Here is a 24,923-nt window from a genome sequence, read left to right as displayed (position 1 = left end):
CTGCTGCTTTCTTGCCGATCGAGCGGTTGGACACGGGGCGGAGGCGCGCTCACGCCTCCACCCCGCTCTCCTCCTTCTAAACGCCGGCGACCCAGGTCGACAGCGCGCGCCACATGGGCGCGTAGCCCGTCCACTCCATAAACGGCGGAGGAGCCCAGTGGGGCGACATGTCCGAGGTGAACACCCCGGTCCGCCCTTCACCGGCCGCAGTGACCGCGACAAGCGGATCGCCGTTCACTTCGGCCAGCAGTTCGGCGTCGCCCTTCGGTTCGGTCCGGTTGTAGCCGAGCAGGTCCGGCCACGAGTCCCCGACCGGTCCGAGAGCCGGGTGCTCGGGACTGAGGACTTTGATCGTCGCCCCCTCCGGGTGCTCCGCACGGTCGTCGACCTCCAGCACGCGCACCGGCAGCAGATCTGCGATCGGGCTGTGTGCATACGCGGCCTTCGCGTCGATGCCTGAGAATGACAGATATCCGCCCACCATGAGCAGTCCGCCGCCGCCGAGCACGTAATCGCGGATCAGCTCGAGCCGGTTGCGCTCGCTGGCGCTGGTATTGAACACCGCCTTGGAGAGCAGAAAGGTGTTGGCCCCCACGTCGCTGATGACCACGAGGTCGTATCCGCCGAGCGTGCCGGGCTCGGCGGGGAACGAGGTCTCGATGGCGTGGGCGGGCAGGTGCGTCACCTCCCACCCGCCGTTTCGCAGCGCAGCGACGTACTCCTGGCCGCCTTCGACGTACTCGGTCGTGGTGAAGCTGTCGAACCCCTTCTGGTGGATCATGTGGGTCGTCCACGACTCGCCGACCAGCAGTGCCTTCTTCATGAGTGAGCTCCTCTCAGCCTATGGTCCCGGAGGGGAACAGCTCGACGAACTTCCAATCGTGTTCGGGGACGATGAGGTCGGCCTCGCGGTGCAGTCGGTCGTAGCCGGCCATGAGGTCGGGCAGGTCCCAGAACGAGCCCATGGGCCAGTTCAGTTCGAGGTTCCGGTAGTTGTACATCACGTCGCTGGTCAGGCAGACCGTCCCGACATCGGTCTCGACCATGACGACCATGCACCCCGGGGTGTGGCCGCCGATCTTGACCAGCCGCACCGCCGGATCGAGCTGATGGTCGCCCTCGATCAGGTGGAGCCTGTCGCGCACGGCGTTCACCTTGTAGGCGTACTCGGGGTAATAGAACATGCAGAAACTCGGCGGATCGGTCGCCTGCGGCAGTTCGTCGCGCTGCACGACGAATGTCGCGTTGGGAAAGAGCTCGTTGTTGCCGACGTGGTCGAAGTGCAGGTGCGTCAGCACGACCACGTCGACGTCCCCCGGCTCGACTCCGTGCTCGGCCAGGCCGGCGACGAGATCCTGATTGGTTGAGCGCGAGGCGACGAAATCGACGCCGTAGCGGCTCTGCATGCGCGAGACCTCGTCGATGTCGCCCAGGCCGGTGTCGACGAGGATGGTGCGTTCGGCGTTCTCGATCAGCCAGACCGGCACCGGAACCATGACGCCTTCGTGGACGGAGCCGTCGCGGCGGACGATGTCGTGCCGGTAGCCGTACGGCTGCCGCTCCTCGGGGGGCAGGTCAGGATGCGCCCCCGCGTTCAACAGCGACACCGCGAGTGAGCTCTCGAGCTCACCGGTCACGATGTGGTGGATCTTGACGCTCATCGTCGTCCCCGCCTCTCCTAGTAGTCGCTTTCGTCTTCGCCGTACTCGGCCGCATAGGCGTCCCAGAGTTCCGGCATGAGGAAGTGCTCCGAGGCATCGACCTCGGCCGGGATCGCGCCGGTCTCGACGAGGTAGGCGTTGTCGCTGTCCCAGGTGTCCTTCCAATAGGCCACGCCGTCCTCGTCGAGGATCATCTGTTCGGCTTCGGCGGCGTTGCCCGCGTAGAGCTCGAGGTTCTGCCAGTACTCCTTGAAGCCGTCGAGGGTCAGCCCCGCTGCCGTCTCCTCGTTCAGCCGGTCGGTGACGGTGGTCCCGCAGGCGTCGGTCTCGGCATTGCAGTAGCGGATGATGCGGTGCATGACGTTGACGAATGCCAGCAGCTCTTCCTCGTTGTTCTCGACATAGCCGCGCTTGGTGATCAGTCCGTTGATGGGCGGCGGTGCGAGCTCGGTCCCCGCGAGCGCGACGACCATGCCTTCGTCAAGCGCCTTCGAGCGCTGCGGAACGCCGCCGAGATAGGCGTCGCCGGTGCCGGACAGATAGGCCGCGAGGCCCGCGTCCGGGTCCATGTCGACGAACTCGACGTCGTGCTCGTCCATCCCTACGGACGCCAGTGCGTCGTTGAGCTGCTTGCCCATGTCGGTCGACAGCGTCGTCACGATCGTCTTGCCTTCAAGGGACTCGATCATGGCGGTACGGGCCGCTTCGCGGTCGCCGAGCTCCGATTCGAGCTCGTCGATAGTCTTGACGGAGCCGTCGTCGCGGACCATCAGCGCCGAGCCCTCGGTGAACGGGTTCCAGCCGTACGCGTAGACGATGTCGGGATCGGAGTTCGCGGTCGAGACCACGCCGGTGGTGTTGTTGACCGCCATGTCCACATCGCCGGAGACGAGCGCGGGCGTGATCCCGTTCCAGGCCAGCGACTTGAGTTCGACGTCGAGTCCGGCCTCCTCGAACCAGCCCTGCTCTTCTCCGATGATCGGCAGGTAGGTGTCCTGGAACGGTGAGATGCCGATGGAGATCTCGGTGAGCCCGTCGGATCCCTCCTCCAGGGTGTCGGCGCCGCCCGCGCAGCCGGCGAGGGCCATGACGGCGATCGCCGGGATGGCCGCGTATCGCTTCACGGTCTTCATCGTGCGTTCCTTTCGATCGGTGCCGTCTCCTGGGCGCGGCGAGTGCTCAAGTCGTTGGAGTGACGTATGTGGTGGTCTTGTTCGGTCAGTGCTGCGCCGCCCAACGGGTCACATAGGCGCTGATCCGCGAGATGACCTGATCGAGGATCACGGCCATGAGCGCGATGCAGACGGTGCCGAGCAGCACGACCGAGGTGTTGAGCGTCCGGCTGGCCTGCATGATGAGCCGGCCGATGCCGGCGTCGGCACCGAGGAACTCGGCGGCCACGACGACCGCGAAGGCCAGGGCGCTGCCGATCCGGAAGCCGGACAGGATCTCCGGGACGATGGCCGGCAGCACGACCGAGCGGTAGACGTTCCCGTCGTCCGCACCGAGCGAGCGGGCCGCACGGAGGTAGACCGGCGGGACGTTGCCGGCCGCGATGGTCGTGTTGACGACCATCACCATGAAGCACGCGAGCGCGCCGAGGAAGAGCTTGCCGGTGTCGCCGATCCCGAACCAGAGGATCACGAACGGGATGAGCGCGACCGGCGGCACCGGTCGCACCGCCTCGATGATCGGGTTCAGGGCGTACATGAGCCAGCGGGCGCGGGCCATAGCCAGGCCGACCACGACGCCGAGGGCGGACCCGCCGATCCACGAGGCGACTACGCGTCCGAGCGTCGCTCCCGCGTCGGCGAGCAACTGCGTGTTGAGCGTCGTAATCGCCGTCCACAGCGACTCCGGAGAGGGCAGGTACAGTTGCGTGACGGTCTCGGTCCCGGTGGTCACGACCCACCACGCGACGAGCAGCGACGCGACGACGCCGATGCTGATCAGCGGCCCGAAGTTGCGGTCGGACGCCGGGAGCCTCGACGTTCCCGGCGGCGATGCGTCGGCTACCGGCGGGTTCGGTGCATCAAGCCGCGCCATCGTGAACCTCCCTGAGCGAGTGGGCGATCTGCATTCGGAGGGCCTGGAACTCGGGCTCGGCACGCAGGTCGAGTGCCCGGTCGGCGCCGAACGGCACGTCGACGACGCTGTGCACTCGGGCGGGCCTGGGCGTCATGACGACGACGCGGTGGCCGAGGAAGAGCGCCTCCTCGATGTCGTGGGTGACGAACACGATCGTCTTCGGTTCGGCCTCGGCCACCCGCTTGAGCGCCGTCCACATGTTCTCCTTGGTGAACAGGTCGAGCGCCCCGAACGGCTCGTCGAGCAGCAGCACGTCCGGTCCGCTGGTGTAGGCGCGGGCCAGGTCGACCCGTTTGCGCATACCGCCGGACAGCTCCTTGGGATAGGTGCCCGCGAAATCCGACAGGCCGACGAGATCCAGGTACCGCTCGACGCGCTCGGCGCGCCGGCTCCCCCGCATGCCCTGCATGCGGGGGCCGAAAGCGACGTTGTCGGCCACCGTCAGCCAGGGGAAGACCGCATCGGACTGGAACACGACCGCGCGTTCCGCCGAGGGGCCGGCGACCTCCCTGTCATCGAGGATGATGGTCCCCGAGGAGGGGCGGATGAAGCCCGCGATGAGGTTGAGCAGGGTCGTCTTACCGCAGCCGCTGGGGCCGACGACGCAGACGATCTCCTCATCCTCGATGGTCAGTGAAGTCTCGTTGAGCGCGACGGTGCGCTTGCGCGCCGTCAGGAACTCCTTCGAGACCGAATCGATCATGATCTTCGCCATCAACTGGCCTCCAATCTCAGGTCGGCGTCGATGGTCGAGGCCGTCCTCGGCGCGGCGGTGGAGTCGCGCACGATCAGTTCGACGGGATACACGTGGCGTCGGCCGTCGAGGCGGATGTCCTGGTCCAGCGCCGCGACCAAGGCCTGGACGGCCGAGCCTCCGAGGCCCGCCACGTCCTGCCGGATCGTCGTCAGGCGCGGGCGGACATAGCGGGCCGGGACGATGTCGTCGAAACCGACGACCGAGACGTCCCGCGGTGTCTCCACTTCGGCGGAGTTGAGGCGGTCGATCGCGCCCAGCGCCATCAGGTCGTTGGCCGCGAAAACACCGGAGAGATCGCCATTCGCGAACGCCTCGACGAACGGTTCGATCGCCGCGCGTCCGCCTTCATGGGTGAAGCCGCCGCTGGCGAGCCGCGGTTCCGGCGCACCGGCGGCGGCCCATGCTTCAGTGAAGCCTCGGACGCGTTCGCGGCTGCTGATGAGGTCGGCGTTCGCCTGGAGGACGAGCACTTCACGATGACCGAGTCCGAGCAGGTGCTCGGCCGCGTTCCGGCCGCCCTCGTAGTTGTCGGAGATGAACGCCGTGGCATCGGTTCCGGGGACCTCCTCGTCGACCAGCACCAGCGGGAGGTCTCCGAGCAGGCGGGCGAGTTCGGAATTGCTCGGCGGCGATCCGGCGGCGTAGACCACGCCGTCGACCGCCCGCGACCGGATCATCTCGAAGGCCTGCTTCTCACGCTCGTGGTCGAAGCCGGTCGTGCACAGCAGCACGTTGTATCCGCCGACCGTGGCCGTCTGCTCGACTCCCTGCGCTAGTTCGGCGAAGTAGCCGTTGCCGATGTCGGGCACGATCAGTCCCAGGATCCGCGTCCGGCCGCTGGCGAGGCTCTGTGCCGAGCGCCCCGGGTGGTACCCGAGTTCCTCGACCGCCGCGAACACGCGCTCCCGCACGTCCGCGCTGACCTTCCGTTTGCCGCTGAGAGCGTGCGAGACCGTCGTGGGGCTCACGCCGGCGAGTGTTGCGACATCCGCGATCGAGACCATCGAGTCCAGGCCCTTCTAGTTCCAAAGCGCTTTGGCAAAGCGTTTTGCGCAACTCTAGTCCGCCTGGATCACAGACGCAAGTCACAGTCGTATAACTTCAGTTACCCCTGGCTACTGAGCGACGACCGGTCGGCGCACATCCGTGAACCGGTGAGATCGAAGGTCCCAAGACCAGCCAGAGCGGGCCATCGCCGAACTCCCGCGCTGAACCGCACCGAATGCGACAAGCCCGGCCCACGATGTTGCACATGCCGAATACCCGCGATCCTCGGTGAATTCCCCGCGGCCGAGCACGGAGCACCACGGACGGAAGTCGTTCGAGACCCGTCGGGGAGTCCGAGGCTGCTGACGGCGACGGGCCCGGCCGGGTTGTTCAGGTCCGGCCGGGCCCGTCCTGGAATCACACCCCCACCTTCCGGTGACGGTGTCGAGGAGGACGACCGGCGCCCTCCACGTCTATGTGGACACGGCGAAGTCGGTCAGGCGCTCGTGGCGGCTGCGTAGCGGGCGGCGACGTCCTGCCAGTTCACGACCTCCCACATGGCTTTGACGAAGTCGGGCCGGACGTTCTTGTACTGGAGGTAGTACGCGTGCTCCCACGCGTCGAAGGCCAGCAGCGGGACCGAGGTCCGGGCGACGTTGCCGTGGTGGTCGTAGACCTGCTCGACGATGAGGCGCTTGGAGGTCGGCTCGTACGACAGCACGCCCCAGCCGGAGCCTTGGACGAGGGTGGTCGCCGCCGAGAGCTGGCCGTGGAAACCCTCGAACGACCCGAAGTGCTCGTCGATGGCATCGGCGAGGTCGCCTTCGGGGCGGCCGCCACCGTCGGGGCTCATGTTCTCCCAGTACAGGGAGTGGAGGACGTGGCCGGAGACGTTGAACGCGAGGGTCTTCTCCAGGCCCACGATCGAGGTGAAGTCGCCCTGGTCGCGGGCTTCGGCGATGCGTTCGAGGGTGTCGTTGGCGCCTTTGACATACGCGGCGTGGTGCTTGTCGTGGTGGAGTTCCATGATGTGGCCGTTGATGTGCGGCTCCAGCGAGCCGTAGTCATAGGGCAGGTCCGGAAGCGTGTAGGCGGTCATGCAAGTGGTCTCCTTCGATCGCGGCACAGGGTTCCTGACGCCAAGAGTTGCTCGTGCCATTCGTTTGCATCAGCCAGGGCTTGCCTATCCCCCGCCCGCTCGACGCCCGTATCCGCGTTCGGCGGTCGCGGCTCGAGACGGTAGGCACGCCAGGGCTCCATGCTCTTATTGCAAATATATGGCAATAGTAAATTATTGGCGATAGTGCTTCGATGAGTGGGGGGACCCGCCGGTGGAGACGAGCTTGGCCCGAGCTGTGCCGCGGCTGGGAGACCTGGACCCCGCCGCAGTGCGCGACCGCGCCACGGGCTGGACTGGGGTGTAGAAACACCTGCTTCACCGCCCCCGCCCTGGCGCGAGCCGCGCCGCTCGACCGAGGAGTCCCTCCTGGCATCTCGATCGGCCGGGCGCGACGGGCGTCGACGGCACCGGCGAGGACGGATCGGTGCCGGGCCTCGCGTACGGGCGGCCCGCCGCTGAGCGCGTCCCCGACCGGTTGATGGACCGAGCGATCGCCGATCCCTCGGCCCGGAGGCGACCGGCGCGCTGTGGGCCGAGACTCCGTTCGAGGTCGTCGAAGTCATGATCGACCCCGCCGCTCGCGGGCAGGGTCTTGGAGCGAAGCTCCCGGCTTTGGTCCGCGAGGACTACGGCACGGTGTGGCCGCGGACCCGCCCCGACTGCTACGCACCCGGCTCCTACCGCCGTCTGGGCTGGGAGCGGGCCGCCGAGGTGCCCGCGATCGGCTACGACCTCTATGTCCACCGCAAGGCATTGTCGCGAGCGGGGCCGGGTGGCCGATTGTCCACTTCAGCGATCCGGTCCTCCACCGGCCCTGCGAACCCGTAGACCCGTGATCGCGGCCGCAACCGCGTGGCCGAGTGCGGCGCCGATCCGGTAGGTTGCGTGAGTATGGACTCAGGCGCGCATAGATCCGGCCCGTTGTCACCGTCGCAGGAGGGCCTCCTGCAGTGATAGCGGCATCGCTGCTGGTCGTGTTGGCCGTCGTCCTAATCTCGTTGAACGCGCTGTTCGTCGCCGCCGAGTTCGCGCTCGTCACCGTCGACCGCCCCAACATCACCCGCGCCGCCGAATCCGGCGACAGGCGCGCCGACTCGGTTCGCAAGGCCCTGGGATCGCTGTCGACGCAGTTGTCGGGCGCGCAGCTGGGCATCACCATCACCAGCCTGGTCGTCGGCTTCATCGCCGAGCCCTCGATCGCGACACTCCTGGCCGTGCCGATCGGGGCCGCAGGGCTCGGTGAGGCGACGAGTCTCGGCATCGCCCTTACCGCGGCGTTCATCATCGCCACCGTGGCACAGATGGTCTTCGGCGAGCTCATCCCCAAGAACTGGGCCATCTCAGAGCCGGTGCGCATCGCCCGCGCCGTAGCCGGGGCGCAGCGAGCTTTCACCGCAGCGACCCGCCCGCTCATCGTCGTGCTCAACGGTGCCTCCAACGCCATGGTCCGCGGCCTCGGCATCGAGCCGCGCGAGGAGTTGGCCTCGGCCCGCTCGGCACCCGAGCTGGCCGTGCTCGCGACCCGCTCGGCGGCCGAAGGTCTGCTCGACCGGGAGGCGGCTACGCGACTGACCCAGGCCACCGAATTCGACCAGCTCACCGCCGCCGATGTGATGACCCCCAGGCCCCGGGTGCGTTTCGTCGACGCCGACGCCACCGCCGCCCGGATCCTCGATCTGACCACGCGCACCGGCTATGCCCGCTTCCCCGTCCAGGACTCCTCGGTCGACGAGATCGTCGGCGCCGTCCACTTCAAGGCCGCGCTCGGCGTCCCCGAAGACCGCCGCGGTGAGGTGCGGGCCACGGCCATCATGACCGCGATCAGCGCGGTGCCGGCGACGATGACGCTCGATGACGTACTTCCCCAACTGCGCGGCGGCCTCCAACTGGCGGTCGTGGTCGATGAGTACGGCGGCACCGACGGCATCGTCACCCTCGAAGACCTCGCCGAAGAGGTCCTCGGCGAGATCGACGATGAGCAGGACCGGCCCGCGGGTCGTCCACGCCGCCTCGGCTACGGCTCCTGGTCACTGCCGGGCCTGATCCGCCCCGATGAGGTCGGCGACGTCACCGGCGTCGCCCTCCCCGAGGCCGAACACACCGACACCATCGGCGGCATGATCACCGAGGAACTCGGCCGCTTCGCCAAAGTCGGCGACGCGATCGCCCTCGACGCGACCGACACCGGCCGCCTCGACGAGGACGGCCTGCCCACGTCGGTGCGGGCGAGACTGGCAGTCACCGCGATCGACGGACACCGCGTGGCCCGCGTCCACCTCACCGCCGCGCCCGCATCGGACGACGCGGCGACCGTTGAAGGGAACCGGCGGTAATGGACTGGACCGGACTGGCAGTCGGCATCGCGCTCCTGCTCGGCAACGCCTTCTTCGTCGGCGCCGAGTTCGCGCTGATCTCGGCACGGCGCACCCAGATCGAGCCGCGCGCCGCCGCCGGCGGGCGCGCCGCCCGCTTTACCCTGCGCGCCCTGGAGCGGGTGTCGCTGATGATGGCCGGCGCCCAACTCGGCATCACCATGTGCTCCTTGGGCCTCGGCGCGGTTGCCGAGCCCGCCATCGCCCACGCCATCGAAGGACCCCTCGGCGCCCTCGGCGTTCCAGGCGCCTGGCTGCATCCGATCGCACTGGCCATCGCGCTGACGATCGTGCTGTCGTTCCACATGACCGTGGGCGAGATGGTGCCCAAGAACATCGCGATCGCCTCACCGGAGCGCGCGGCGCTGATCCTCGGACCGCCCCTGTACGTCATCGTCGCGGTGTTCAGGCCGCTGCTGGTGGTGGTCAACTGGATCGCCAACCACACGCTGCGGCTGCTGAAGGTCGCACCGAAGGACGAGGTCGCCTCCGCGTTCACCGCCGACGAGGTCGCCGGATTCATCGCCGAGTCCAGACGGGAAGGCCTGCTCGACGCCGAGGCCCACGCCCTGATCAGCGGGGCCTTGTCCATCGGCGAGGACACCGCCGAGTCGATCATGGTGCCGAGCCCCGACCTCGTCAGCGCCGCGACCGACGCGACTGTCGGGGATCTGCAGCGACTGTGTGTGGAGACCGGGTATTCGCGTTTCCCCGTCACCGAAACGGGCGAGATCATCGGATACGCCCACATCAAGGACCTGCTCGACCACCCAGCCGACCGACTGCTGCCCAACCACGAGATCCGGCCGCTGGTCAGGCTCGACCGCGCCACGCCGCTCGACCGGGTACTGGCCGCCATGCAGGCCGAGACCACCCACGTCGCCCTGGTCACCGATGGGAGCGACCACGTCATGGGCGCGGCGATGCTCGGCGACGTCGTCACCCGCCTCACCGGCGAACGGACCAAGCTGTGAAGCGGCGCCGGTCTCACGTCGCCAGGATGACCACCGCATTGAGATGGACCGCCGCGATCGCGCTCGTCGCGGACCGCGGCGTTCATCGCGACCGTCAACGTTGCGGTGGGTGCGGCTAAACATGCGTTTCATGCCGTCGAGTACTGAGTACAATTCGTCATATTAGGTGGTTTAGGCCATTATATTGCACGTTGACGGCGAAATTCTCCGTCTGATCATGCTCAACTCATACGATTAAGGATGCGTGTCCTTGTCGACCAGACGTGTGCGTCGGTAGACCGAGCCGAGGAGTCGCCTACCGCGATCCCCACGTTTCCTGATCCTCCCCGGCGAGCCGCCGAGAGGTCTACTCCCTCAAGCGGATTCCGGCGTTCACTCGAAGCCTCGGTTCACGAGCGGTGAAGACCTCCGAGGTCGCATTGGTCGACTCAGGCGTGGCCGCACATCAGGTCCAGGCCGACGCCCGCTCGCTCGCCCGCCAGGACCCAGCACTCGGGCCGCTTCTCGAAGGATTCGTCGCCATGGAGCTCCAGCGCCAGCTCACCTGGTCCGAGCAGCGAGCATCCGTGTTTCACTACCGGACGAAGGACAAGCTCGAGGTCGACATCGTGCTCGAGACCCCGCGACGCCAGGTGGTCGCCTTCGAAATCAAAGCCGGGGCAACGGTCCGCGGCACCTCGCCGACCGGCTCGGCGACGACTTCTTGATGGGGGCTGTGCTGTACACCGGCGACAAGACGCTGCCGTTCGGCGCCAAGATGAAGGCGATCCCCATCGCGGCGATCTGGGAATCCGGGGCCGCCTGAGCCGCCGGAGTCCGGCCGTTACCAAGCCGGCACGAGGCGGATTCGCGACTGCCCAGGAAGTTTCCGCACGCCACAACGGTAACCGCCACGACCTTCCAAACCAATCCCGACCCGGTCGCTGCAACCTCGGACAGCGGTGACGATCAGCCGCCGAGCCGGAGCGCTTCGACCGAGTCGCTGTAGGACAGCAGCGGCTCGGGTCCGCCGACCAGTGTGTAGACCGCACCGTCGACCACGACGGCACCGAGCCCGTGCCGCGGCATCGCCAACTCCGGTAGCTCCGCGGTCTCGCCCGTGGCGCTGACGCACTCGACCTCGCTGAAGGTGCCGGTGTCGGCCTCGCCGCCGACCGCGCAGCCGCCGAGCCCCGGGGCGTAGAAGCCTGCCACACCGCCGCGGGCCGTGGGGATCTCGCCCACTTCGGCGATCTCTTCACCGGTGACCAAGTCGACCGTGCCCATGTTGGTGTCAAGTGCGCCGACGTGTCCGCCGAGGAACCAGACCGAGCCCGCACCGTCCGAGGCGGCGCCCAGGTGTTCGCGGGCCTCGGTCAACCGCCCCAGCGGTTCCCAGGCCCCGTCCACCAGTTCCAGCACCTGGTCGGTGGCTTCACCGTCGATCACGCCTCCGGCGTATACCAGGCGGTCGCCGTCCCAGGCCAGGGCGCCGGCGGCGCGCGGTTCCGGCAGCGCCGGACCGGCCTCCCAGTCGCCGCCGGGCTCGATCGTCCACACCGCATCGGTCGGACTGTTGCCAGGTCCGTAGCCGCCGACCACCCACAACCGCTCCTCATCGGCGGCCGCCGCGGAGTGGTGGACCGCCGCGGGCAGGTCCGGCCCCGACTCCCAGGAATCCGAGGCGGGATCGAACACGTACGTTCCCGTTGTGGCGCTGCTGGAGCCGGAGAACCCGCCCACCACCCAGATACGGTCGTCCAGCGCGGCCGCGGCGACCTCGGAGATCTCGGCCGGTGCCGGGGACAACTCGGTCCACCGGTCGTCGGCGAGCGCGTCCGGCTCGTCGGCATCGGATCCGCAGGCGGTCAGCGACACGGCGGCAAGGAGAGCGGCGACGCGGCGGAAACCCATGGCACCATAGTAGACCCAGGATCGAGCGACCGTCGCGCTCGGTGCCGTTCACGGTGGACGGCGAACCTTGTGGCGGCTCGAGCAGTCGCGCCGGGGGCCGCCCGGATGTCGGGTCTGAGGCATACTCCGCCTGAAAACGGGAACTCAGGCGGTCATGACCTCTCTCAGCTCCCTCGATTGGACTGTCCTGGACAGCCTTCGCGGCGTCATCGATACGGAGGGGACGCAGCATCGGGTTCACCGTGCGCTGGACACCGTCCGCTCCGGGCGGATGACCGCGGAGGAGGCGGCGGCCGAGCTCGCCGAGGACCAGGATCTGGCGCTGCCGCCACTGTTCGTGCAGACCCTGATGGAGCGCCTTGAGACTCTGCAGGCCGATCCCGAGGCGCCGGTTCCGAATTCGGACCTCCCGCAGCTCGATTTCCCATCGCGGCAGCGTGCCGGTGGCGACGGGGCGCCTGAGACCGAGACCGTCCACCGAGCCGCGTGGGTGCCGGCAGAGTCGGCCCGTGACCCCGAATCGGCCGCGGCGTCCGCGACGGCCTGGATCATCCGACGCGCAAACACATTGGAACTTCCGGCCGTCGTTCTCAGTCCCGACCGCAAGACCGAGGCGTCGGCCCGGGCGTTCGAGCGGTTGCGCGGCAAGGACATGCGGATCACGCCGCTCGCACGCGGCGGGGTGGCACCGGGGACCGGACCCGTACTCGCTTATCTGCCGCAGGCCGGAGAGCTCGAACTCGCCGCGCGTCTGGCGGCGGACGGGCCGCTGTGCGTGGTCGAGGCACCCGACTTCCCCGTCTCCGGATGGGCCCGGGACGCGAACGCGCTGAACCTCGATCGCGGCGAGGTGACGGACGCGTACCCGGCCGAGGTCCACCGGCGACTGGAACAGTTGATCGGGTGCGGCCACGATGGCTGGGCGCCGGTGGCCGACGCCGAGCAGGCCCGACAGGTCCTCAAGGACCTGCTGCAGGAGGACTTCGCCGACCTGGCGGCACTCCGCGCCTACGCCGCCGGGAGGGAGTTCCCGACGGCGGCGGTGAACCGGCTGGACGAGCTCGCCGGAGAGGTCGGCTTCGACCGCCCCTGAGCCCCGCGGATCACCGAGTACGGCCGCCCGCCGAGCCGTCTGCGAGCCGCCCGCGGCGGAGGATGAGTCCGTATCCGATCGCCGCCAGGCCGACCATCAGCCCCGCGAACAGCAGGTTGCCGTAGATCGTGGCGCCCAGCAGATCGATGGTGTTGGGCTCGTCCGGATCCGGGGCCGGACCCGTTCCGGGCACGGCGAAGGCGTAGAACTCGGCGATCCACAGTAGGAGCACGGTCGCGGCTCCGGTCGCCGCGTTGACCCACGGCTGTGCCGACCTGCGCCATAGCAGCCAGAGCCCGAGCAGCGACATGGTGATCCCGAACCCGGCCAGTTGCACCCCGTGGAAACGGGCGTGCGGGTGCCACTGGGAATTGAAGGCGTGGTCCGCGTTGAACAGGAAGATCGCGAGCGCCGCAGGCGTCGCGACCAGGGCCGCGGTCAGCAGGACGCGGCCGGCGGTGGAGGTGTTCGTGCGGGTGCGGTCTTGGTCTGCAGCGGCCGATGTGCTCATGGAGGTCTTCTCCTGCACGGTATTATTGACCAGATACTCAGTAAATGGTACACGATACGGGCATCGGAGCTAAGGAGCGGCGCTGAATCGTGGAGGACGACGACCGGCCCGACGCCTCGGCCAGGCGGCCGTCCGGCGCGGCCAAACCGGGGCGGCCCCGCACCGGCGTCCGGGAGCGGGTGCTGGCGGCCGCCGAGGCGGTCCTGGCCGAGTCCGGCATCGCCCGCCTGTCGACCAGGCGGATCGCCGACCGCGCCGGGGTCGCCGAGTCCAGCATCTTCTACCACTTCGGAGACCGGCTGGGGCTGCTGCAGGCGGTGATCACGATGCGGCTGCCCCAGTACACCACCGCGGCCCGGGACCTGGCCCGCCGCGCGGGCCGCAGCACCGTCCGCGCCAACCTCGAGGCGCTCCTGGAGACGCTGGAGACCTTCTATCTCGACATCATGCCGACCGTGGTGGCGATCCAGGCGGACGCGGTCTTGCGCTCGGCCTTCATCGAGCGGACCCGGAACGCCGACTTCGGGCCGCACCGCGCGCTCATCCCCGTGGTCGACTACCTCACCGCCGAGCAGGCTCTGGGCCGGGTGCGGGACACCGCCGACCTGCGTGCGATCGCCCTCATCATCATCGGCGTGGCACACCAGAGGGCCGTGCAGCGCTATGTGGGCACCCCCGAGGAACGGCTGCCCGCCGACGTCAGCGTCGTCGACACCCTGCTCACCCTGCTCATTCCGGCGCCGTCCCCCGAAAACCCGCCGCCTCCGCCGCCGGAGCGGAGCTGACGCGGCCGACTCGCCTTCCTCAACGCGCGAGGACCCGAGGATTGAGCGCGCCGCCCGAGGGTAATCCGGGGATCTTGTGTCCGCGCAGCGATCCAGGGAGACAGCCATGGCGAATACAGTCGGCGACCACGTCCTCGAGCGGCTCCGCGAATGGGGCGTCGAACAGGTCTTCGGTTACCCCGGCGACGGCATCAACGGCATCGTCGCCGCCTTCGACGAGGCCGACGACCGGCCGCAGTTCATCCAGTCCCGGCACGAGGAGATGTCGGCGTTCGAGGCGGTCGGCCACGCCAAGTTCTCCGGGCGCCCCGCCGTGTGCCTGGCCACCTCCGGGCCCGGCGCGATCCACCTCCTCAACGGCCTCTACGACGCCAAGCTCGACCACGTGCCGGTCGTCGCCATCGTCGGCCAGACCGCCCGCAGCGCCATGGGCGCGCACTACCAGCAGGAGGTCGACCTCCAGGCGCTGTTCAAGGACGTGGCCTCCGAGTACCTCACCGAGGTCAACGTCTCCGAGCAGCTTCCCAACGCGCTCGACCGGGCCTTCCGCACCGCCGAGGCCCGGCACGCCCCGACCGCGGTCATCATCCCGGCCGACCTCCAGGAGGAGGCCTACGACGCCCCCGAGCACGAGTTCCAGCACGTGCCCTCCAGTCCGCCGGACCTGCCGCATTCGCTCCTGGTCCCGCCCGATGAGGACATCGACCGCGCCGCGGAGGTCCTCAACGCCGGAGAGAGGGTCGCGATCCTGGTCGGCCAGGGCGCGCGCGGCGCCGCCCACGAGGTCGAGGCCGTCGCGGACGCCACCGGCGCCGGCGTCGCCAAGGCGCTGCTGGGCAAGGACGTTCTCTCCGACGAACTGCCGTGGGTCACCGGCGCGATCGGCCTGCTCGGCACCCGGCCCAGCTACGAACTCATGCGCGACTGCGACACGCTCCTGATCGTCGGCTCCAATCTGCCCTATACGCAGTTCCTGCCCGATCTCGACCAGGCTCGGGCGGTGCAGATCGACCTCGACGGTTCCATGATCGGGATGCGCTATCCCACCGAAGTCAATCTCGTCGGCGACGCGGCGGCCGCGCTCGCCGCGCTCATCCCGAAGCTAGAACGCAAGCGCGACCGATCGTGGCGGGAGACGGTCGAGGGAAACGTGGCCGGCTGGTGGGACACGATCGAGAAGCAGGCGATGGTCGACGCCAAGCCGATCAACCCGATGCGCGTGGTCCAGGAACTCTCCAGCCGCATCCCGGACAACGCGATCGTCACCGCCGACTCCGGCTCGTCCACCAACTGGTACGCCCGCAACCTCAAGATGCGCGGCAGCATGCGCGGTTCCCTGTCGGGCACCCTGGCCACGATGGGACCCGCCGTCCCGTACGCGATCGGCGCCAAGTTCGCCCATCCGGAGCGTCCGGTCGTAGCGCTCGTCGGCGACGGCGCCATGCAGATGAACGGCCTCGCCGAACTGCTCACGATCCGGAGGTACCACTCCCGGTGGGAGGATCCGCGGATGGTGGTCTGCGTGTTCAACAACGGCGACCTCAACCAGGTCACCTGGGAGCTGCGGGCGATGAGCGGCACGCCCAAGTTCGAGGAGTCGCAGGACATCCCCGAGGTCTCCTACGCGGAGGCGGCCCGCGCCCTCGGACTGGACGCGATCGCCGTCGACGAACCCGGCGGTCTCGGTGCCGCCTGGGACCGGGCGCTGGCGGCCGAGCGGCCGGTGGTGCTCGACGTCCACTGCGATCCCGAGGTGCCGCCGATCCCGCCGCACGCCACCCTCGACCAGATCAGGTCGACCACCGAGGCCCTGCTGAAGGGCGACCCGAACGCGTGGCACCTGTTCGTTCAGGGTGTGAAGACCAAATCGCAGGAGATGACGCCCGGGAGCCGGTAGGCGCCGAGGGGCCCGGCTTCCGCCACACCGAATGGTTCTTCTACCACAATCGGATCCAGTCGCTCCTGTTCGACCGGACCGATGCGGCTGACCGCACCACGCCAACGGAAGGACCCGACCCCAGTGACCGCAGATCGCACTTCAATGCCCTCGAGCGCCGTGGAAGCCTTGGAAACCGCCCTGCGGGAGCGGGTCGACGGCGAGATCGGGTTCGACGCCGGAAGCCGGAGCGCCTACTCCACCGACGCCTCCAACTACCGGCAGGTGCCCATCGGCGTCGTCGTGCCGCACACCGTGGAGGCGGCCGCCACCGCGATCGAGGTGTGCCGCGAGCACGACGCGCCGGTGCTGTCGCGGGGCGGCGGCACCAGCCTGGCCGGTGAATGCACCAACACCGCGATCGTCATCGACTGGACCAAGCACTGCGACCGGCTGGTCTCGGTCGATCCGGAGGATCGCACCTGCGTGGTCGAGCCCGGCATCGTGCTCGACGAGTTGAACCGGCGGCTGGCCGGGCACGGGCTCGAGTTCGGACCCCGGCCGTCGACGCACGGGCAATGCGCCGTCGGGGGCATGGTCGGCAACAATTCGTGCGGGGCGACCGCGCAGCGCACCGGCACCACCGCTCAGAACGTCCGGCGCCTGGAGATCCTCACCTACGACGGGTTGCGCTGCTGGGTCGGTCCGACGCCGGACGGCGAGCTGGAGCGGATCATCGCGGAGGGAGGCTCGCGCGGTCGCCTCTACGAGGGCCTGCGGCGGCTGCGCGAGGAGTACGGCGGCACCGTCCGCGAACGGTTCCCCGACATACCGCGCCGCATCTCGGGTTACAACCTCGACGCGCTGCTTCCCGAACAGGGTTTCGACGTGGCCCGGTTGGTGGCCGGCAGCGAGGGGACGCTGGCGACGGTGCTGCGGGCCGAATTGGAGCTGCTGCCGGTGGTCGAGCACACCACCACGGCCGTCCTCGGGTACTCCGACATCATCGCCGCGGCCGAGGAAGTGCCGGCCATCCTGGAGCACGCAGAGCCGCTGCAGGTCGAGGCGCTCGACGACCGCATGGTCGGGTTCATGCGCGCCAAGGGCCTCCACCCCGATTCGATCGAACTGCTCCCCGACGGCGGGGGCTGGCTGATGGTCCAGCTCGGCGGCGCCACCGCCGACGAGGCGCGCGATCGGGCCCGGCGGCTGCTGGACGGGCTCGGCCGCGGCCCCGAGGACCGCACGGTGCGGCTCTCCCGGAGCGTCGGCGAGCAGCGGCGGTTCCAGGCGACGCGGGAGTCCGGGCTCGGCGCGAGCACCCGCGCCCCGGACATGCCCGACGCGTGGCCCGGGTGGGAGGACTCGGCGGTGCCGGTCGAGCATCTCGGCCGCTACCTGCGAGACCTTCGCGGCCTGTTCGACGAGTTCGGTCTCGACGACCCCTCGTTCTACGGCCACTTCGGACACGGCTGCGTCCACGTGCGCATCCCGTTCCGCCTCGAATCGGCCCAGGGCGTCCGGGACTTCCGCTCGTTCATGGAGCGCGCCGCCGATCTCGTCGTCTCCTACGGCGGTTCGCTCTCCGGGGAGCACGGCGACGGCCAGGCCCGCGGCGAACTGCTCGACCGCATGTTCGGTCCCGAGGTGATCCGGGCGTTCGGCGAGCTGAAGTCCCTGTTCGACCCCGCCGGACGCATGAACCCCGGCAAGGTGGTCGACCCCGGCCGCCTCGACGAGGACCTGCGGCTCGGCGCCGACTGGCGTCCGCGCGAGAGCGAGACCCGCTTCGCCTACCCCGACGACGACCACAGCTTCAACCGCGCGGTGATGCGCTGCGTCGGTGTCGGCAAATGCCGCCGCCCGGACCCGGACGGAGGCGTCATGTGCCCCTCCTACCAGGTCACCGGCGAGGAGCGGCACTCCACTCGCGGCCGGGCCCGGCTCCTGTTCGAGATGCTCCAGGGCCACGCCGACTCCCCGGTCCGCGACGGGTGGCGGTCCACCGAGGTCCGCGACGCGCTCGACCTGTGCCTGGCCTGCAAGGGCTGCAAATCCGACTGCCCGGTCAACGTCGACATGGCCACCTACAAGGCCGAGTTCCTGTCCCACCACTACGCCGGACGCCTGCGACCGATGGCCCACTACAGCCTCGGCTGGCTGCCGCTGCTGGCCCGCGCCGCGCAACGCCTGCCGCGCGCGGCCAACGCGCTGCTGCACGCGCCCGGCATCGCCGCCGCCGGCAAACGCCTCGCCGGCGTCACCGGCCGGCGCGAGGCCCCGCCGTTCGCCGCCGAATCGCTCCAGGCCTGGTGGCGCCGCGAGCGGGGCGCCCAGCCCGATCCCGCCGATCCGCGCACGGTGCTGCTGTGGCCCGACACCTTCACCAACCGATTCCAGCCGAACGTCGGCCGGGCCGCGGTGCGCGTGCTGGAGTCGGCCGGATTCCGCGTGGCGGTTCCGGAGGAGCCGGTGTGCTGCGGGCTGACCTGGATCTCCACTGGACAGTTGCGGACCGCCGAGAACGTGCTGCGCCGCACGATCGGCCGTCTGCGACCGTGGATCGAGGCCGGGACCCCCGTGGTGGGCCTGGAGCCGTCCTGCACGGCGGTCTTCCGGGCCGATGCCCCGGAGCTCATGCCCGAGAGCAAGGGCGTCCAGCGGCTGCGGGAGCGGTTCTGGACGTTCTCCGAAGCGCTGCTGCACCACGCGCCGGACGGTTGGGATCCGCCCGCTCTCGGGCGGGCCGCCGTGGTCCAGAAGCACTGCCACCACCACGCCGTCATGGGCTTCCAGACCGATCTCCAGGTGATGGGCAAGGCCGGACTGGACGCCGAGGTGCTCCGATCCGGCTGCTGCGGGCTGGCCGGCAACTTCGGTTTCGAACGCGGCCACTACGAGATCTCCATGGACTGCGCCGAGCAGGCGCTGCTACCGGCTGTCCGAGACACCGGCCCCGACACGCTGGTGCTGGCCGACGGCTTCAGTTGCCGGACCCAGATCGAGGCCGGGACCGGCCGGCAGGCCGTGCACCTCGCCGAGGCACTCGATCCGGCGTCCGGCGAGGGCGGCGCCGCGCCCCGCCCGGCCGACGGCAAGGTGGCGGGCCGCCTGCTCACCGGCGCCGTCGTCGGCCTCGGCGCAGCCGCGGCGGCGCGTTATCTCGCGCGGCGGGGTCGAATGCGCCGATGACGCGTGCGGGCACGCCCCGCTGTGGGAACATGGCCGAATTATGGAGTTCGGAGCATTCCTGAGCGACGCCTTCGGCCGGATCGAGGAGGGGGTCCACGCCGTAGTGGACGGTCTGCCGGAGCGGGACCTGGAGGAGCGCCCGGGGCCGGAGGCGAACCCGATCGCCTGGCTGGTCTGGCACATCGCCCGCATCCAGGACGACCACATCTCCGATGCGGCCGGGCACGAGCAGGTATGGCTCGCGCACGGATGGAACGACCGGTTCGGTCTGGCGCTGGACGACCGGGACGTCGGGTACGGCCACACCGCCGAACAGGTCGGCCGGGTGCGAGGCGTGTCGGGTGCGGCGCTGCTGGATTACTACGACGCGGTCCACGCGCGGACGCTGGATTTCGTCGGCGGCTTGACCGCACCGGACCTGGACCGGATCGTCGACACCGGGTGGGACCCGCCGGTGAGCCTCGGGGTCCGCTTGGTGAGCGTCATCAACGACAACCAGCAGCACGCGGGCCAGGCCGCGTACGTACGAGGCTTGCTCGAAGGGCGCTGACGGCCCGATGCAGTTTCACCGGCTATAGACTCGTCCGCGATGAGCGAGCACATCGTCCTTGCCGAGGGCGCGATCCTGCGCCGCGCCGAACCCCGTGATCTGCCCGGGATGCTCCAGTGCATCAGGGACCTCGCCGAATACGAGCGCGAACCCGATGCGGTCGAGACTACCGTCGACGATCTCAAGGCGGCCCTGTTCGGGCCGGACCCCGCGGTGTACGCGCACGTCGTCGAAGTCGGCGGCCGCATCGCCGGCATCGCGGTGTGGTTCCTCAACTTCTCGACCTGGACCGGCAGGCACGGCATCTACCTCGAAGACCTCTACGTCGATCCGGCCTTTCGCGGACGCGGCTACGGTGCCGCGCTCCTGCGCGAGCTGGCTCGCACGTGCGTGGCGAACGGCTACCGGCGCCTCGACTGGTCGGTGCTGGACTGGAACGCGCCCTCGATAGCGTTCTACGATTCGCTCGGCGCGCTCCCGATGGACGAATGGGTCGGCTATCGGCTCTCGGGGACCGCGCTGCGGTCCCTCGGCGGCGCACCGGCGGGGACCGACGCCGGTCCCGCGGCGCCGTTATCGGGCGGCGTTGCTCGCGGTGACCAGCCAGGCGGCGCCGGGGAACCGGACGGTGCCCTCCACCAGGTGGCGGCGCAGTTCGGCTCGGACGTCGTCCAGGAGCGCCTCCCAGCCGTCGGGGCCGAGTCGGGGCAGGAGCCGCTCCCGGGCCAGCCGCCCGGTGCCGGAGCCGAGGATGGTCGCCAGCCGCTCTTCGATCCCGTCGCCGCCGGCCGCGCCGTAGTCGCATTGGAAGTCGAGCGGATCGACCGAGACCGGTCCCCAGCCGGCCTCCTGCAGCAGCGGGTACAGGCGGTCGGCATCGGCGAAAGCGGTGGGGCCGGGGGCGCCCGGCTCCGGAACCTCCGGCGGCGGGTCGAGCCGTTCGGTGAGGACGGTGGATCCGAGGGTGAAGATGGGGTTCTCGTCCAGGTCTCGCCAGCAGGCGAAGGCCATCCGGGCCTCGGGGTCGCAGGCCCGTCGCACATTGGCGAAGGCGGCCGCCGGATCGTCGAAGAACATGACGCCGAACCGGGAGACCACGCGGTCGAACGGTGCACCGGGCGCCTCGGCGAGGAGGTCCGCGACTTGCGCGTCGGCGACGGCCACGGTCGCCTCCGGGACGCGGCGCCGCGCCGCCTCGGCCATACCCGGGGAGATGTCGATCCCGACGGGCCGTGCGTCGGCTTCGACGCCCGCGGCCAGCAGCGTGCCGGAGCCGCATCCCACATCGAGCATCCGGTGTCCGGGCCGCAGTGCCGCGGCTTCGATGACCGCCGCGGTCACCGGCGCGAACACCGAGTCGAAGATCGCCTCGTTGGCGACCCATCCGCCGGCTCCGTCGCTCCAGTTCCGGCGCATCTCATCGTTCACCACAGCCGAGAGACTACCGCTTCGGGGAGGGCCGCCGGGGTGCGGTTTCATCGAGCGGGCCCGGGCACGCTAGAAGCCGCTGTCCTTCACGCTGAAGGGCAGCGGCTTCGTGTTCTCAGAGCCGGGGCTTAGAGAGCGCGCAGGTTAGTGGCCTGCGGGCCTTTGTTGCCCTGCTCGACGTCGAATTCTACCCGCTGGTTCTCATCGAGAGAACGGTAGCCGTCTCCGGCGATCGCGGAGAAGTGGACGAAGATGTCCGGGCCGTTGTCCTCCGGAGCGATGAAGCCGAAGCCCTTCTCCGAGTTGAACCATTTAACGGTGCCTTGCGCCATTACTTAATATCCTTGCGATGTTGATGCTCAGACCGGCGGCCGTGCCTTCCAGGGGATTTAAGCCTAGTTGTGCTCTTCCGTCATATGGCCTGATATTGCCGCCATTACTGGCGCTTCGCCTCTTCGATCCATACCGAATCGGAGCGACTCCTGAACCTTACAGGAATTTTCGGCCGTCTGTAACCGGCCCGCCCGGAAAAACTTACTCACAAATGACCGTTTGGCCTGGCCGGACGCCTGATGACCGCCGGGGCGTATGGTTGAAGTCACTCGATTCGGGATGATTTGCAGTGATTTATACTGAAATGAGCAGTCATGCAGGCCCGTCTCCGCGGCGCTCCGGCCGGTCTCACCTCGGCCGACGCGGCGCGCCCGCTCGGCCGACATCCCGGGCCGGCACCGACCGACGTCCCGGGGCGAATTTCCTCCGCAGGGTCCGGTGTTCGGTGAGGACCAATTCGCTCATACTCCTGTATGGATATACGCCTCGGCCCGCATGAACCCGAGGAGGTCTCGAAGAAGAATTGCGTTCGAGTATCATTTCGGCCGCAGCTACGGAACAACAAGATGAGCTCCCCGGATCGAAGGCGGCCACCCACCCGATGATCGGGCCGGACACCACCGTGGCGCCTCCTCCGGGCGGCTCCGATCGTCCGGGCAGAATGGCGTGCAGCCGACGGAAGGACGACCATGCCCGCCCTGAACGAAATCCAGATCCGTGATCCGTTCGTGCTCCGCGTCCCCGAAGAGGGCCGCTTCTACCTCTTCGGCAGCACCGACCCGGACATCTGGCGCGGCCCCGCGACCGGCTTCGACACCTACTGGAGCAGCGACCTCGCCGAATGGCACGGCCCCGTCCCCGCGTTCCGGCCCAGCGCGGACTTCTGGTCGCACACCCAGTTCTGGGCCCCCGAGGTCCACCGCCACGACGGCGCCTACTACATGTTCGCCACCTTCACCGCCGAGGGACACCGGAGAGGCACCCAGGTGCTGCGCGCCGAACGCCCCGAAGGACCGTACGCGCCCTGGTCGGACGGGCCGCTGACGCCGCGGGACTGGGAGTGCCTGGACGGCACCCTGCACGTCGAGGACGGCGTCCCGTACATGGTGTTCTGCCACGAGTGGAAGGACGTCGGCGACGGCGAGATCCGGGCGGTGCGACTGACGCCGGACCTGCGCGGCACGGCCGGCGAGACCTCCCTGCTGTTCACCGCCTCGGAGGCGCCGTGGGCGCGTCCGCTCGACCGGCCGGGGCCGACCGCGTACGTGACCGACGGTCCGTTCCTGCACCGGAACACCGACGGCCGGTTGCTGATGCTCTGGTCGAGCATGGGCGAGTCGGGCTACGCCCTCGGGGTCGCGACCTCCGAGACCGGGAGCGTCCTCGGACCGTGGCGGCAGGAGAAAGCGGCGCTGTGGCCGCGGGACGGCGGGCACGGGATGCTCTTCGAGGACGCCTCGGGACGGCTGCTGCTGGCGCTGCACCAGCCGAACCAGACGCCCGACGAGCGGGCCCGCTTCATCGAGGTCGAAGAGGGTCCGGACGGCCTCGCGCTGCGCTGAACCCAAATGGACGTCCCTCAGCGGCGAGCCCGTCAGCGGCCGGCGGTGGGCGGGACGAACGGCACCGCCGACCTGTCGCGGATGCGGCCCCCGGGATCGAGTCCGACCCGTTCGTTGGCGTCGACCTCCAGCGTCAGGTGCTCGGGGCCGCCGGCGGCGCCGTGGATCTCGAGCTCGCCCCGGACGGTCGCGGGGCTCAGTCCCACGACCGCCCGCACCTCCCCCGCCGCGTCGGTCACCAGCCGCCACCCGCGCGGGAAGGCGAACCGCAGCGCGCCGTCGCGGTACACCTCGATGCGTTCGTCGTCGGCCGCGAGTTCGTAGTGGACCCCGCCCGCGCGCCGCGCGTAGGCGGTCGCCTCTGCGGCCGCACCGTGGCCGAGCCGCGTCGGCGGCATGCCGGTGAACCACAGCTCCCCGTCGGGCCGCGGCAGCACGCCGAAACTCCGCTCCACGGTGTCCAGGAACCAGAGGATCGACGGCGAGTACACCGACGTGAACCCGGCCGCGCCCGACCACGGGTCGAGGCACTGCGGGAAGCGGTCGGCCGCGGCCAGCGCGGCCAGCGCCGGTGCGGTGGCCGCGGCCAGTTCGGCGGCGTGGCCGTGGTGTTCGAACGCCTGGGGCGCGCGGATCAGGCTGAGGAGGTTGACCGGGCCGCCCCAGGAGTTGCGCGAGGCGTCGGCGTCGAAGCGGGGGTCGTCGAGGGCGAGGGAGGTGAAGCCGTAGTGCGCCAGGAACTTGCGGGTGTTCATCAGGTATTCGCGGAGGGAGCGCGCGAAGAACCCCTCGTCGCCGGTCTCGCAGGCCAGGACGCGCAGCAGCGCATCCGATTGCACCCGGACGTGCTCCCCCGAGCGGTCGCGGTCGTAGAAGGTGCCGTCGGCCTCGTCGAAGCATTGGCGGTACAGCGCCGCGGTCGAGGCGCGGGCCTTGCTCCGCCACGGTTGCCCGTCCTCGCCTAGTTCCTCGGCGATCACGGCCAGATAGGACCGCTGGCAGGCCACGTTGGCGGTGAGGTCGGGTGCCACATAGGGCAGGGTCGGCGAGTCGGGGTCGCATCGGCGGGCGTCGCCTCGGAATGCGCGGTCGGGTGCGAACCAGAACCGGGGGGAGAGGTCGTGGCCGGTGTCGAAGGTGCAGAAGGCTTCGACGCCGCCGGTGCCGCGCGTGTCGCGGAATCGCGCGAGCCAGTGGTCGTACCGTGTCATCGCGCGGTACATGGTCTCGAGGTAGGGCCGGTCGCCTCCGGTGAGGCGGTGGTGGTGCCAGACCGTGCGCGCGAGCGGGGTGACGATCTGGATCTGGCTGAAGCCGGGGCCGGTGTCGGCGATCTTGTACGGGATCATGCCGTCGTCGCGCTGGTGCTCGGCGAACAGCAGGTGGGTGTCGCGCGCGATGCGGGGGGCGAAGCGGGCGAGCACTTCGGTGTTGACGGTGCCGGTGCTCTCGATCCAGGTTCCGGCGTAGACGCCGCCCTCGTTGAGGACGGGGGCGCTGCCGCCGAGGGGGCGCACGCATTGGGCGAGTTCGGTCAGCGCCCGGTGCCAGCGTTCGGTGAGGGGGCCGCCGACGGCCGCGAAGGCGACCGCGGTCCGGGCGAGTTCGTCGCCGAGGCCGGTGCCTTGGATGCCGGCGCGGGCGGGCGGGTCGCTCGTGCGGAGTCGGGTCAGCGCTGCTCGGATCGCTCCGGTCATGGTGTCCCCGTGTCGGTGTCGGGGAGGCGGGCCGGTGTCCCGGC

General features: G+C 69.6%; 21 protein-coding genes and 2 pseudogenes. 11 read left to right on the top strand and 12 right to left on the bottom strand.

The genetic code is table 11. From position 1 onward, the window contains the following. Window positions 1-76: 76 nt before the first annotated feature. From CUT39_RS04030 to CUT39_RS04000, 7 genes are all read right to left on the bottom strand, one after another. Window positions 77-823, bottom strand: a complete 747-nt coding sequence (locus CUT39_RS04030; RefSeq protein WP_100444689.1) for a glutamine amidotransferase — start codon at window positions 821-823, stop codon at window positions 77-79. Between the two features lie 13 nt (window positions 824-836). Beyond that, window positions 837-1,661 carry an N-acyl homoserine lactonase family protein gene (locus CUT39_RS04025; protein WP_100444688.1) on the bottom strand — a complete coding sequence of 275 codons (825 nt, stop codon included), beginning with the start codon at window positions 1,659-1,661 and terminating at the stop codon, window positions 837-839. A gap of 17 nt (window positions 1,662-1,678) precedes the next feature. Further along, window positions 1,679-2,794: an ABC transporter substrate-binding protein gene (locus tag CUT39_RS04020; RefSeq protein ID WP_100444687.1), complete on the bottom strand. Its 1,116-nt coding sequence runs from the start codon at window positions 2,792-2,794 to the stop codon at window positions 1,679-1,681. A gap of 85 nt (window positions 2,795-2,879) precedes the next feature. Then, a complete protein-coding gene (locus tag CUT39_RS04015) occupies window positions 2,880-3,707 on the bottom strand; it encodes an ABC transporter permease (RefSeq protein WP_100444686.1) in 828 nt (275 codons plus the stop codon). Beyond that, window positions 3,694-4,464, bottom strand: coding sequence for an ABC transporter ATP-binding protein (locus CUT39_RS04010; RefSeq protein ID WP_100444685.1), 771 nt, complete (start codon window positions 4,462-4,464; stop codon window positions 3,694-3,696). Before CUT39_RS04010 ends, CUT39_RS04015 begins: the two co-directional genes overlap by 14 nt. Beyond that, window positions 4,464-5,510 carry a LacI family DNA-binding transcriptional regulator gene (locus tag CUT39_RS04005; RefSeq protein ID WP_100444684.1) on the bottom strand — a complete coding sequence of 349 codons (1,047 nt, stop codon included), beginning with the start codon at window positions 5,508-5,510 and terminating at the stop codon, window positions 4,464-4,466. Before CUT39_RS04005 ends, CUT39_RS04010 begins: the two co-directional genes overlap by 1 nt. A 479-nt stretch (window positions 5,511-5,989) precedes the next feature. Continuing rightward, entirely contained in the window at window positions 5,990-6,592 is a 603-nt protein-coding gene (locus tag CUT39_RS04000; RefSeq protein WP_100444683.1) for a superoxide dismutase, read from the bottom strand. A 582-nt stretch (window positions 6,593-7,174) separates the two neighbouring features. Between CUT39_RS04000 and CUT39_RS20135 the strand changes: the two genes are divergently transcribed. The 4 genes and pseudogenes from CUT39_RS20135 to CUT39_RS03985 all read left to right on the top strand — a co-directional run. Then, window positions 7,175-7,441, top strand: a complete 267-nt coding sequence (locus tag CUT39_RS20135) for a GNAT family N-acetyltransferase (protein ID WP_157930468.1) — start codon at window positions 7,175-7,177, stop codon at window positions 7,439-7,441. A 122-nt stretch (window positions 7,442-7,563) separates the two neighbouring features. Beyond that, complete coding sequence (locus CUT39_RS03995; RefSeq protein ID WP_100444682.1) at window positions 7,564-8,946, top strand: hemolysin family protein; 1,383 nt, start codon at window positions 7,564-7,566, stop codon at window positions 8,944-8,946. Further along, a complete protein-coding gene (locus CUT39_RS03990) occupies window positions 8,946-9,959 on the top strand; it encodes a hemolysin family protein (protein WP_100444681.1) in 1,014 nt (337 codons plus the stop codon). Before CUT39_RS03995 ends, CUT39_RS03990 begins: the two co-directional genes overlap by 1 nt. A gap of 353 nt (window positions 9,960-10,312) precedes the next feature. Beyond that, window positions 10,313-10,666, top strand: a pseudogene (locus tag CUT39_RS03985) (DUF4143 domain-containing protein); the annotation flags it as partial. Between the two features lie 241 nt (window positions 10,667-10,907). Here CUT39_RS03985 and CUT39_RS03980 read toward each other — a convergent pair. After that, window positions 10,908-11,852 (bottom strand): Kelch repeat-containing protein, encoded by a 945-nt coding sequence (locus CUT39_RS03980; protein ID WP_100444679.1) that lies wholly within the window; start codon window positions 11,850-11,852, stop codon window positions 10,908-10,910. Between the two features lie 271 nt (window positions 11,853-12,123). Between CUT39_RS03980 and CUT39_RS03975 the strand changes: the two genes are divergently transcribed. Next, on the top strand, window positions 12,124-12,945 hold the full coding sequence (locus tag CUT39_RS03975; RefSeq protein ID WP_100444678.1) for a hypothetical protein: 822 nt from the start codon (window positions 12,124-12,126) through the stop codon (window positions 12,943-12,945). A gap of 10 nt (window positions 12,946-12,955) precedes the next feature. Here the strand turns inward: CUT39_RS03975 and CUT39_RS03970 are convergent, their stop codons facing one another. Then, window positions 12,956-13,456 carry a DUF6640 family protein gene (locus tag CUT39_RS03970; RefSeq protein WP_100444677.1) on the bottom strand — a complete coding sequence of 167 codons (501 nt, stop codon included), beginning with the start codon at window positions 13,454-13,456 and terminating at the stop codon, window positions 12,956-12,958. An 89-nt stretch (window positions 13,457-13,545) separates the two neighbouring features. On the opposite strand from CUT39_RS03970, the gene CUT39_RS03965 reads away from it, so the two are divergent. The 5 genes and pseudogenes from CUT39_RS03965 to CUT39_RS21635 form a co-directional block, all read left to right on the top strand. Beyond that, the gene (locus CUT39_RS03965) at window positions 13,546-14,241 is read left to right on the top strand and encodes a TetR/AcrR family transcriptional regulator (protein ID WP_100444676.1); all 696 of its coding nucleotides are present in this window, start codon (window positions 13,546-13,548) and stop codon (window positions 14,239-14,241) included. Window positions 14,242-14,347: 106 nt separating this feature from the next. After that, window positions 14,348-16,138 carry a thiamine pyrophosphate-requiring protein gene (locus CUT39_RS03960; RefSeq protein ID WP_100444675.1) on the top strand — a complete coding sequence of 597 codons (1,791 nt, stop codon included), beginning with the start codon at window positions 14,348-14,350 and terminating at the stop codon, window positions 16,136-16,138. A gap of 144 nt (window positions 16,139-16,282) precedes the next feature. Next, entirely contained in the window at window positions 16,283-19,309 is a 3,027-nt protein-coding gene (locus CUT39_RS03955) for an FAD-binding and (Fe-S)-binding domain-containing protein (protein ID WP_100444674.1), read from the top strand. Between the two features lie 40 nt (window positions 19,310-19,349). Then, window positions 19,350-19,859, top strand: coding sequence for a mycothiol transferase (locus tag CUT39_RS03950; protein WP_100444673.1), 510 nt, complete (start codon window positions 19,350-19,352; stop codon window positions 19,857-19,859). 72 nt (window positions 19,860-19,931) lie between these two features. After that, window positions 19,932-20,396 (top strand): annotated as a pseudogene (locus CUT39_RS21635) (N-acetyltransferase family protein); the annotation flags it as partial. 36 nt (window positions 20,397-20,432) lie between these two features. Here the strand turns inward: CUT39_RS21635 and CUT39_RS03940 are convergent. Further along, window positions 20,433-21,290 carry a class I SAM-dependent methyltransferase gene (locus tag CUT39_RS03940; RefSeq protein ID WP_232805574.1) on the bottom strand — a complete coding sequence of 286 codons (858 nt, stop codon included), beginning with the start codon at window positions 21,288-21,290 and terminating at the stop codon, window positions 20,433-20,435. 125 nt (window positions 21,291-21,415) lie between these two features. Further along, window positions 21,416-21,619 carry a cold-shock protein gene (locus CUT39_RS03935; RefSeq protein ID WP_100444671.1) on the bottom strand — a complete coding sequence of 68 codons (204 nt, stop codon included), beginning with the start codon at window positions 21,617-21,619 and terminating at the stop codon, window positions 21,416-21,418. Window positions 21,620-22,309: 690 nt separating this feature from the next. Between CUT39_RS03935 and CUT39_RS03930 the strand changes: the two genes are divergently transcribed. Next, the gene (locus CUT39_RS03930) at window positions 22,310-23,182 is read left to right on the top strand and encodes a glycoside hydrolase family 43 protein (protein ID WP_100444670.1); all 873 of its coding nucleotides are present in this window, start codon (window positions 22,310-22,312) and stop codon (window positions 23,180-23,182) included. Window positions 23,183-23,214: 32 nt separating this feature from the next. Here CUT39_RS03930 and CUT39_RS03925 read toward each other — a convergent pair whose 3' ends face one another. Next, window positions 23,215-24,879 carry an MGH1-like glycoside hydrolase domain-containing protein gene (locus CUT39_RS03925; protein ID WP_100444669.1) on the bottom strand — a complete coding sequence of 555 codons (1,665 nt, stop codon included), beginning with the start codon at window positions 24,877-24,879 and terminating at the stop codon, window positions 23,215-23,217. Window positions 24,880-24,923: the final 44 nt, after the last annotated feature.

The sequence above is a fragment of the Glycomyces xiaoerkulensis genome, assembly GCF_002798405.1.
GTDB lineage: Bacteria > Actinomycetota > Actinomycetes > Mycobacteriales > Micromonosporaceae > Glycomyces > Glycomyces xiaoerkulensis.
Note: the sequence above shows the minus strand (reverse complement) of the source record. Positions and strands in the feature narration are given on the sequence as shown.

Coding starts and splice junctions, on each gene's coding strand:
- CUT39_RS04010 (WP_100444685.1), bottom strand. CDS start 4,464: ATGGCGAAGATCATGATCGATTCGGTCTCGAAGGAGTTCCTGACGGCG.
- CUT39_RS03935 (WP_100444671.1), bottom strand. CDS start 21,619: ATGGCGCAAGGCACCGTTAAATGGTTCAACTCGGAGAAGGGCTTCGGC.
- CUT39_RS04020 (WP_100444687.1), bottom strand. CDS start 2,794: ATGAAGACCGTGAAGCGATACGCGGCCATCCCGGCGATCGCCGTCATG.
- CUT39_RS04000 (WP_100444683.1), bottom strand. CDS start 6,592: ATGACCGCCTACACGCTTCCGGACCTGCCCTATGACTACGGCTCGCTG.
- CUT39_RS03970 (WP_100444677.1), bottom strand. CDS start 13,456: ATGAGCACATCGGCCGCTGCAGACCAAGACCGCACCCGCACGAACACC.
- CUT39_RS03980 (WP_100444679.1), bottom strand. CDS start 11,852: ATGGGTTTCCGCCGCGTCGCCGCTCTCCTTGCCGCCGTGTCGCTGACC.
- CUT39_RS03960 (WP_100444675.1), top strand. CDS start 14,348: ATGGCGAATACAGTCGGCGACCACGTCCTCGAGCGGCTCCGCGAATGG.
- CUT39_RS03930 (WP_100444670.1), top strand. CDS start 22,310: ATGCCCGCCCTGAACGAAATCCAGATCCGTGATCCGTTCGTGCTCCGC.
- CUT39_RS03950 (WP_100444673.1), top strand. CDS start 19,350: ATGGAGTTCGGAGCATTCCTGAGCGACGCCTTCGGCCGGATCGAGGAG.
- CUT39_RS03955 (WP_100444674.1), top strand. CDS start 16,283: ATGCCCTCGAGCGCCGTGGAAGCCTTGGAAACCGCCCTGCGGGAGCGG.
- CUT39_RS03975 (WP_100444678.1), top strand. CDS start 12,124: ATGACCGCGGAGGAGGCGGCGGCCGAGCTCGCCGAGGACCAGGATCTG.
- CUT39_RS04005 (WP_100444684.1), bottom strand. CDS start 5,510: ATGGTCTCGATCGCGGATGTCGCAACACTCGCCGGCGTGAGCCCCACG.
- CUT39_RS20135 (WP_157930468.1), top strand. CDS start 7,175: ATGATCGACCCCGCCGCTCGCGGGCAGGGTCTTGGAGCGAAGCTCCCG.
- CUT39_RS04015 (WP_100444686.1), bottom strand. CDS start 3,707: ATGGCGCGGCTTGATGCACCGAACCCGCCGGTAGCCGACGCATCGCCG.
- CUT39_RS03925 (WP_100444669.1), bottom strand. CDS start 24,879: ATGACCGGAGCGATCCGAGCAGCGCTGACCCGACTCCGCACGAGCGAC.
- CUT39_RS04025 (WP_100444688.1), bottom strand. CDS start 1,661: ATGAGCGTCAAGATCCACCACATCGTGACCGGTGAGCTCGAGAGCTCA.
- CUT39_RS04030 (WP_100444689.1), bottom strand. CDS start 823: ATGAAGAAGGCACTGCTGGTCGGCGAGTCGTGGACGACCCACATGATC.
- CUT39_RS03990 (WP_100444681.1), top strand. CDS start 8,946: ATGGACTGGACCGGACTGGCAGTCGGCATCGCGCTCCTGCTCGGCAAC.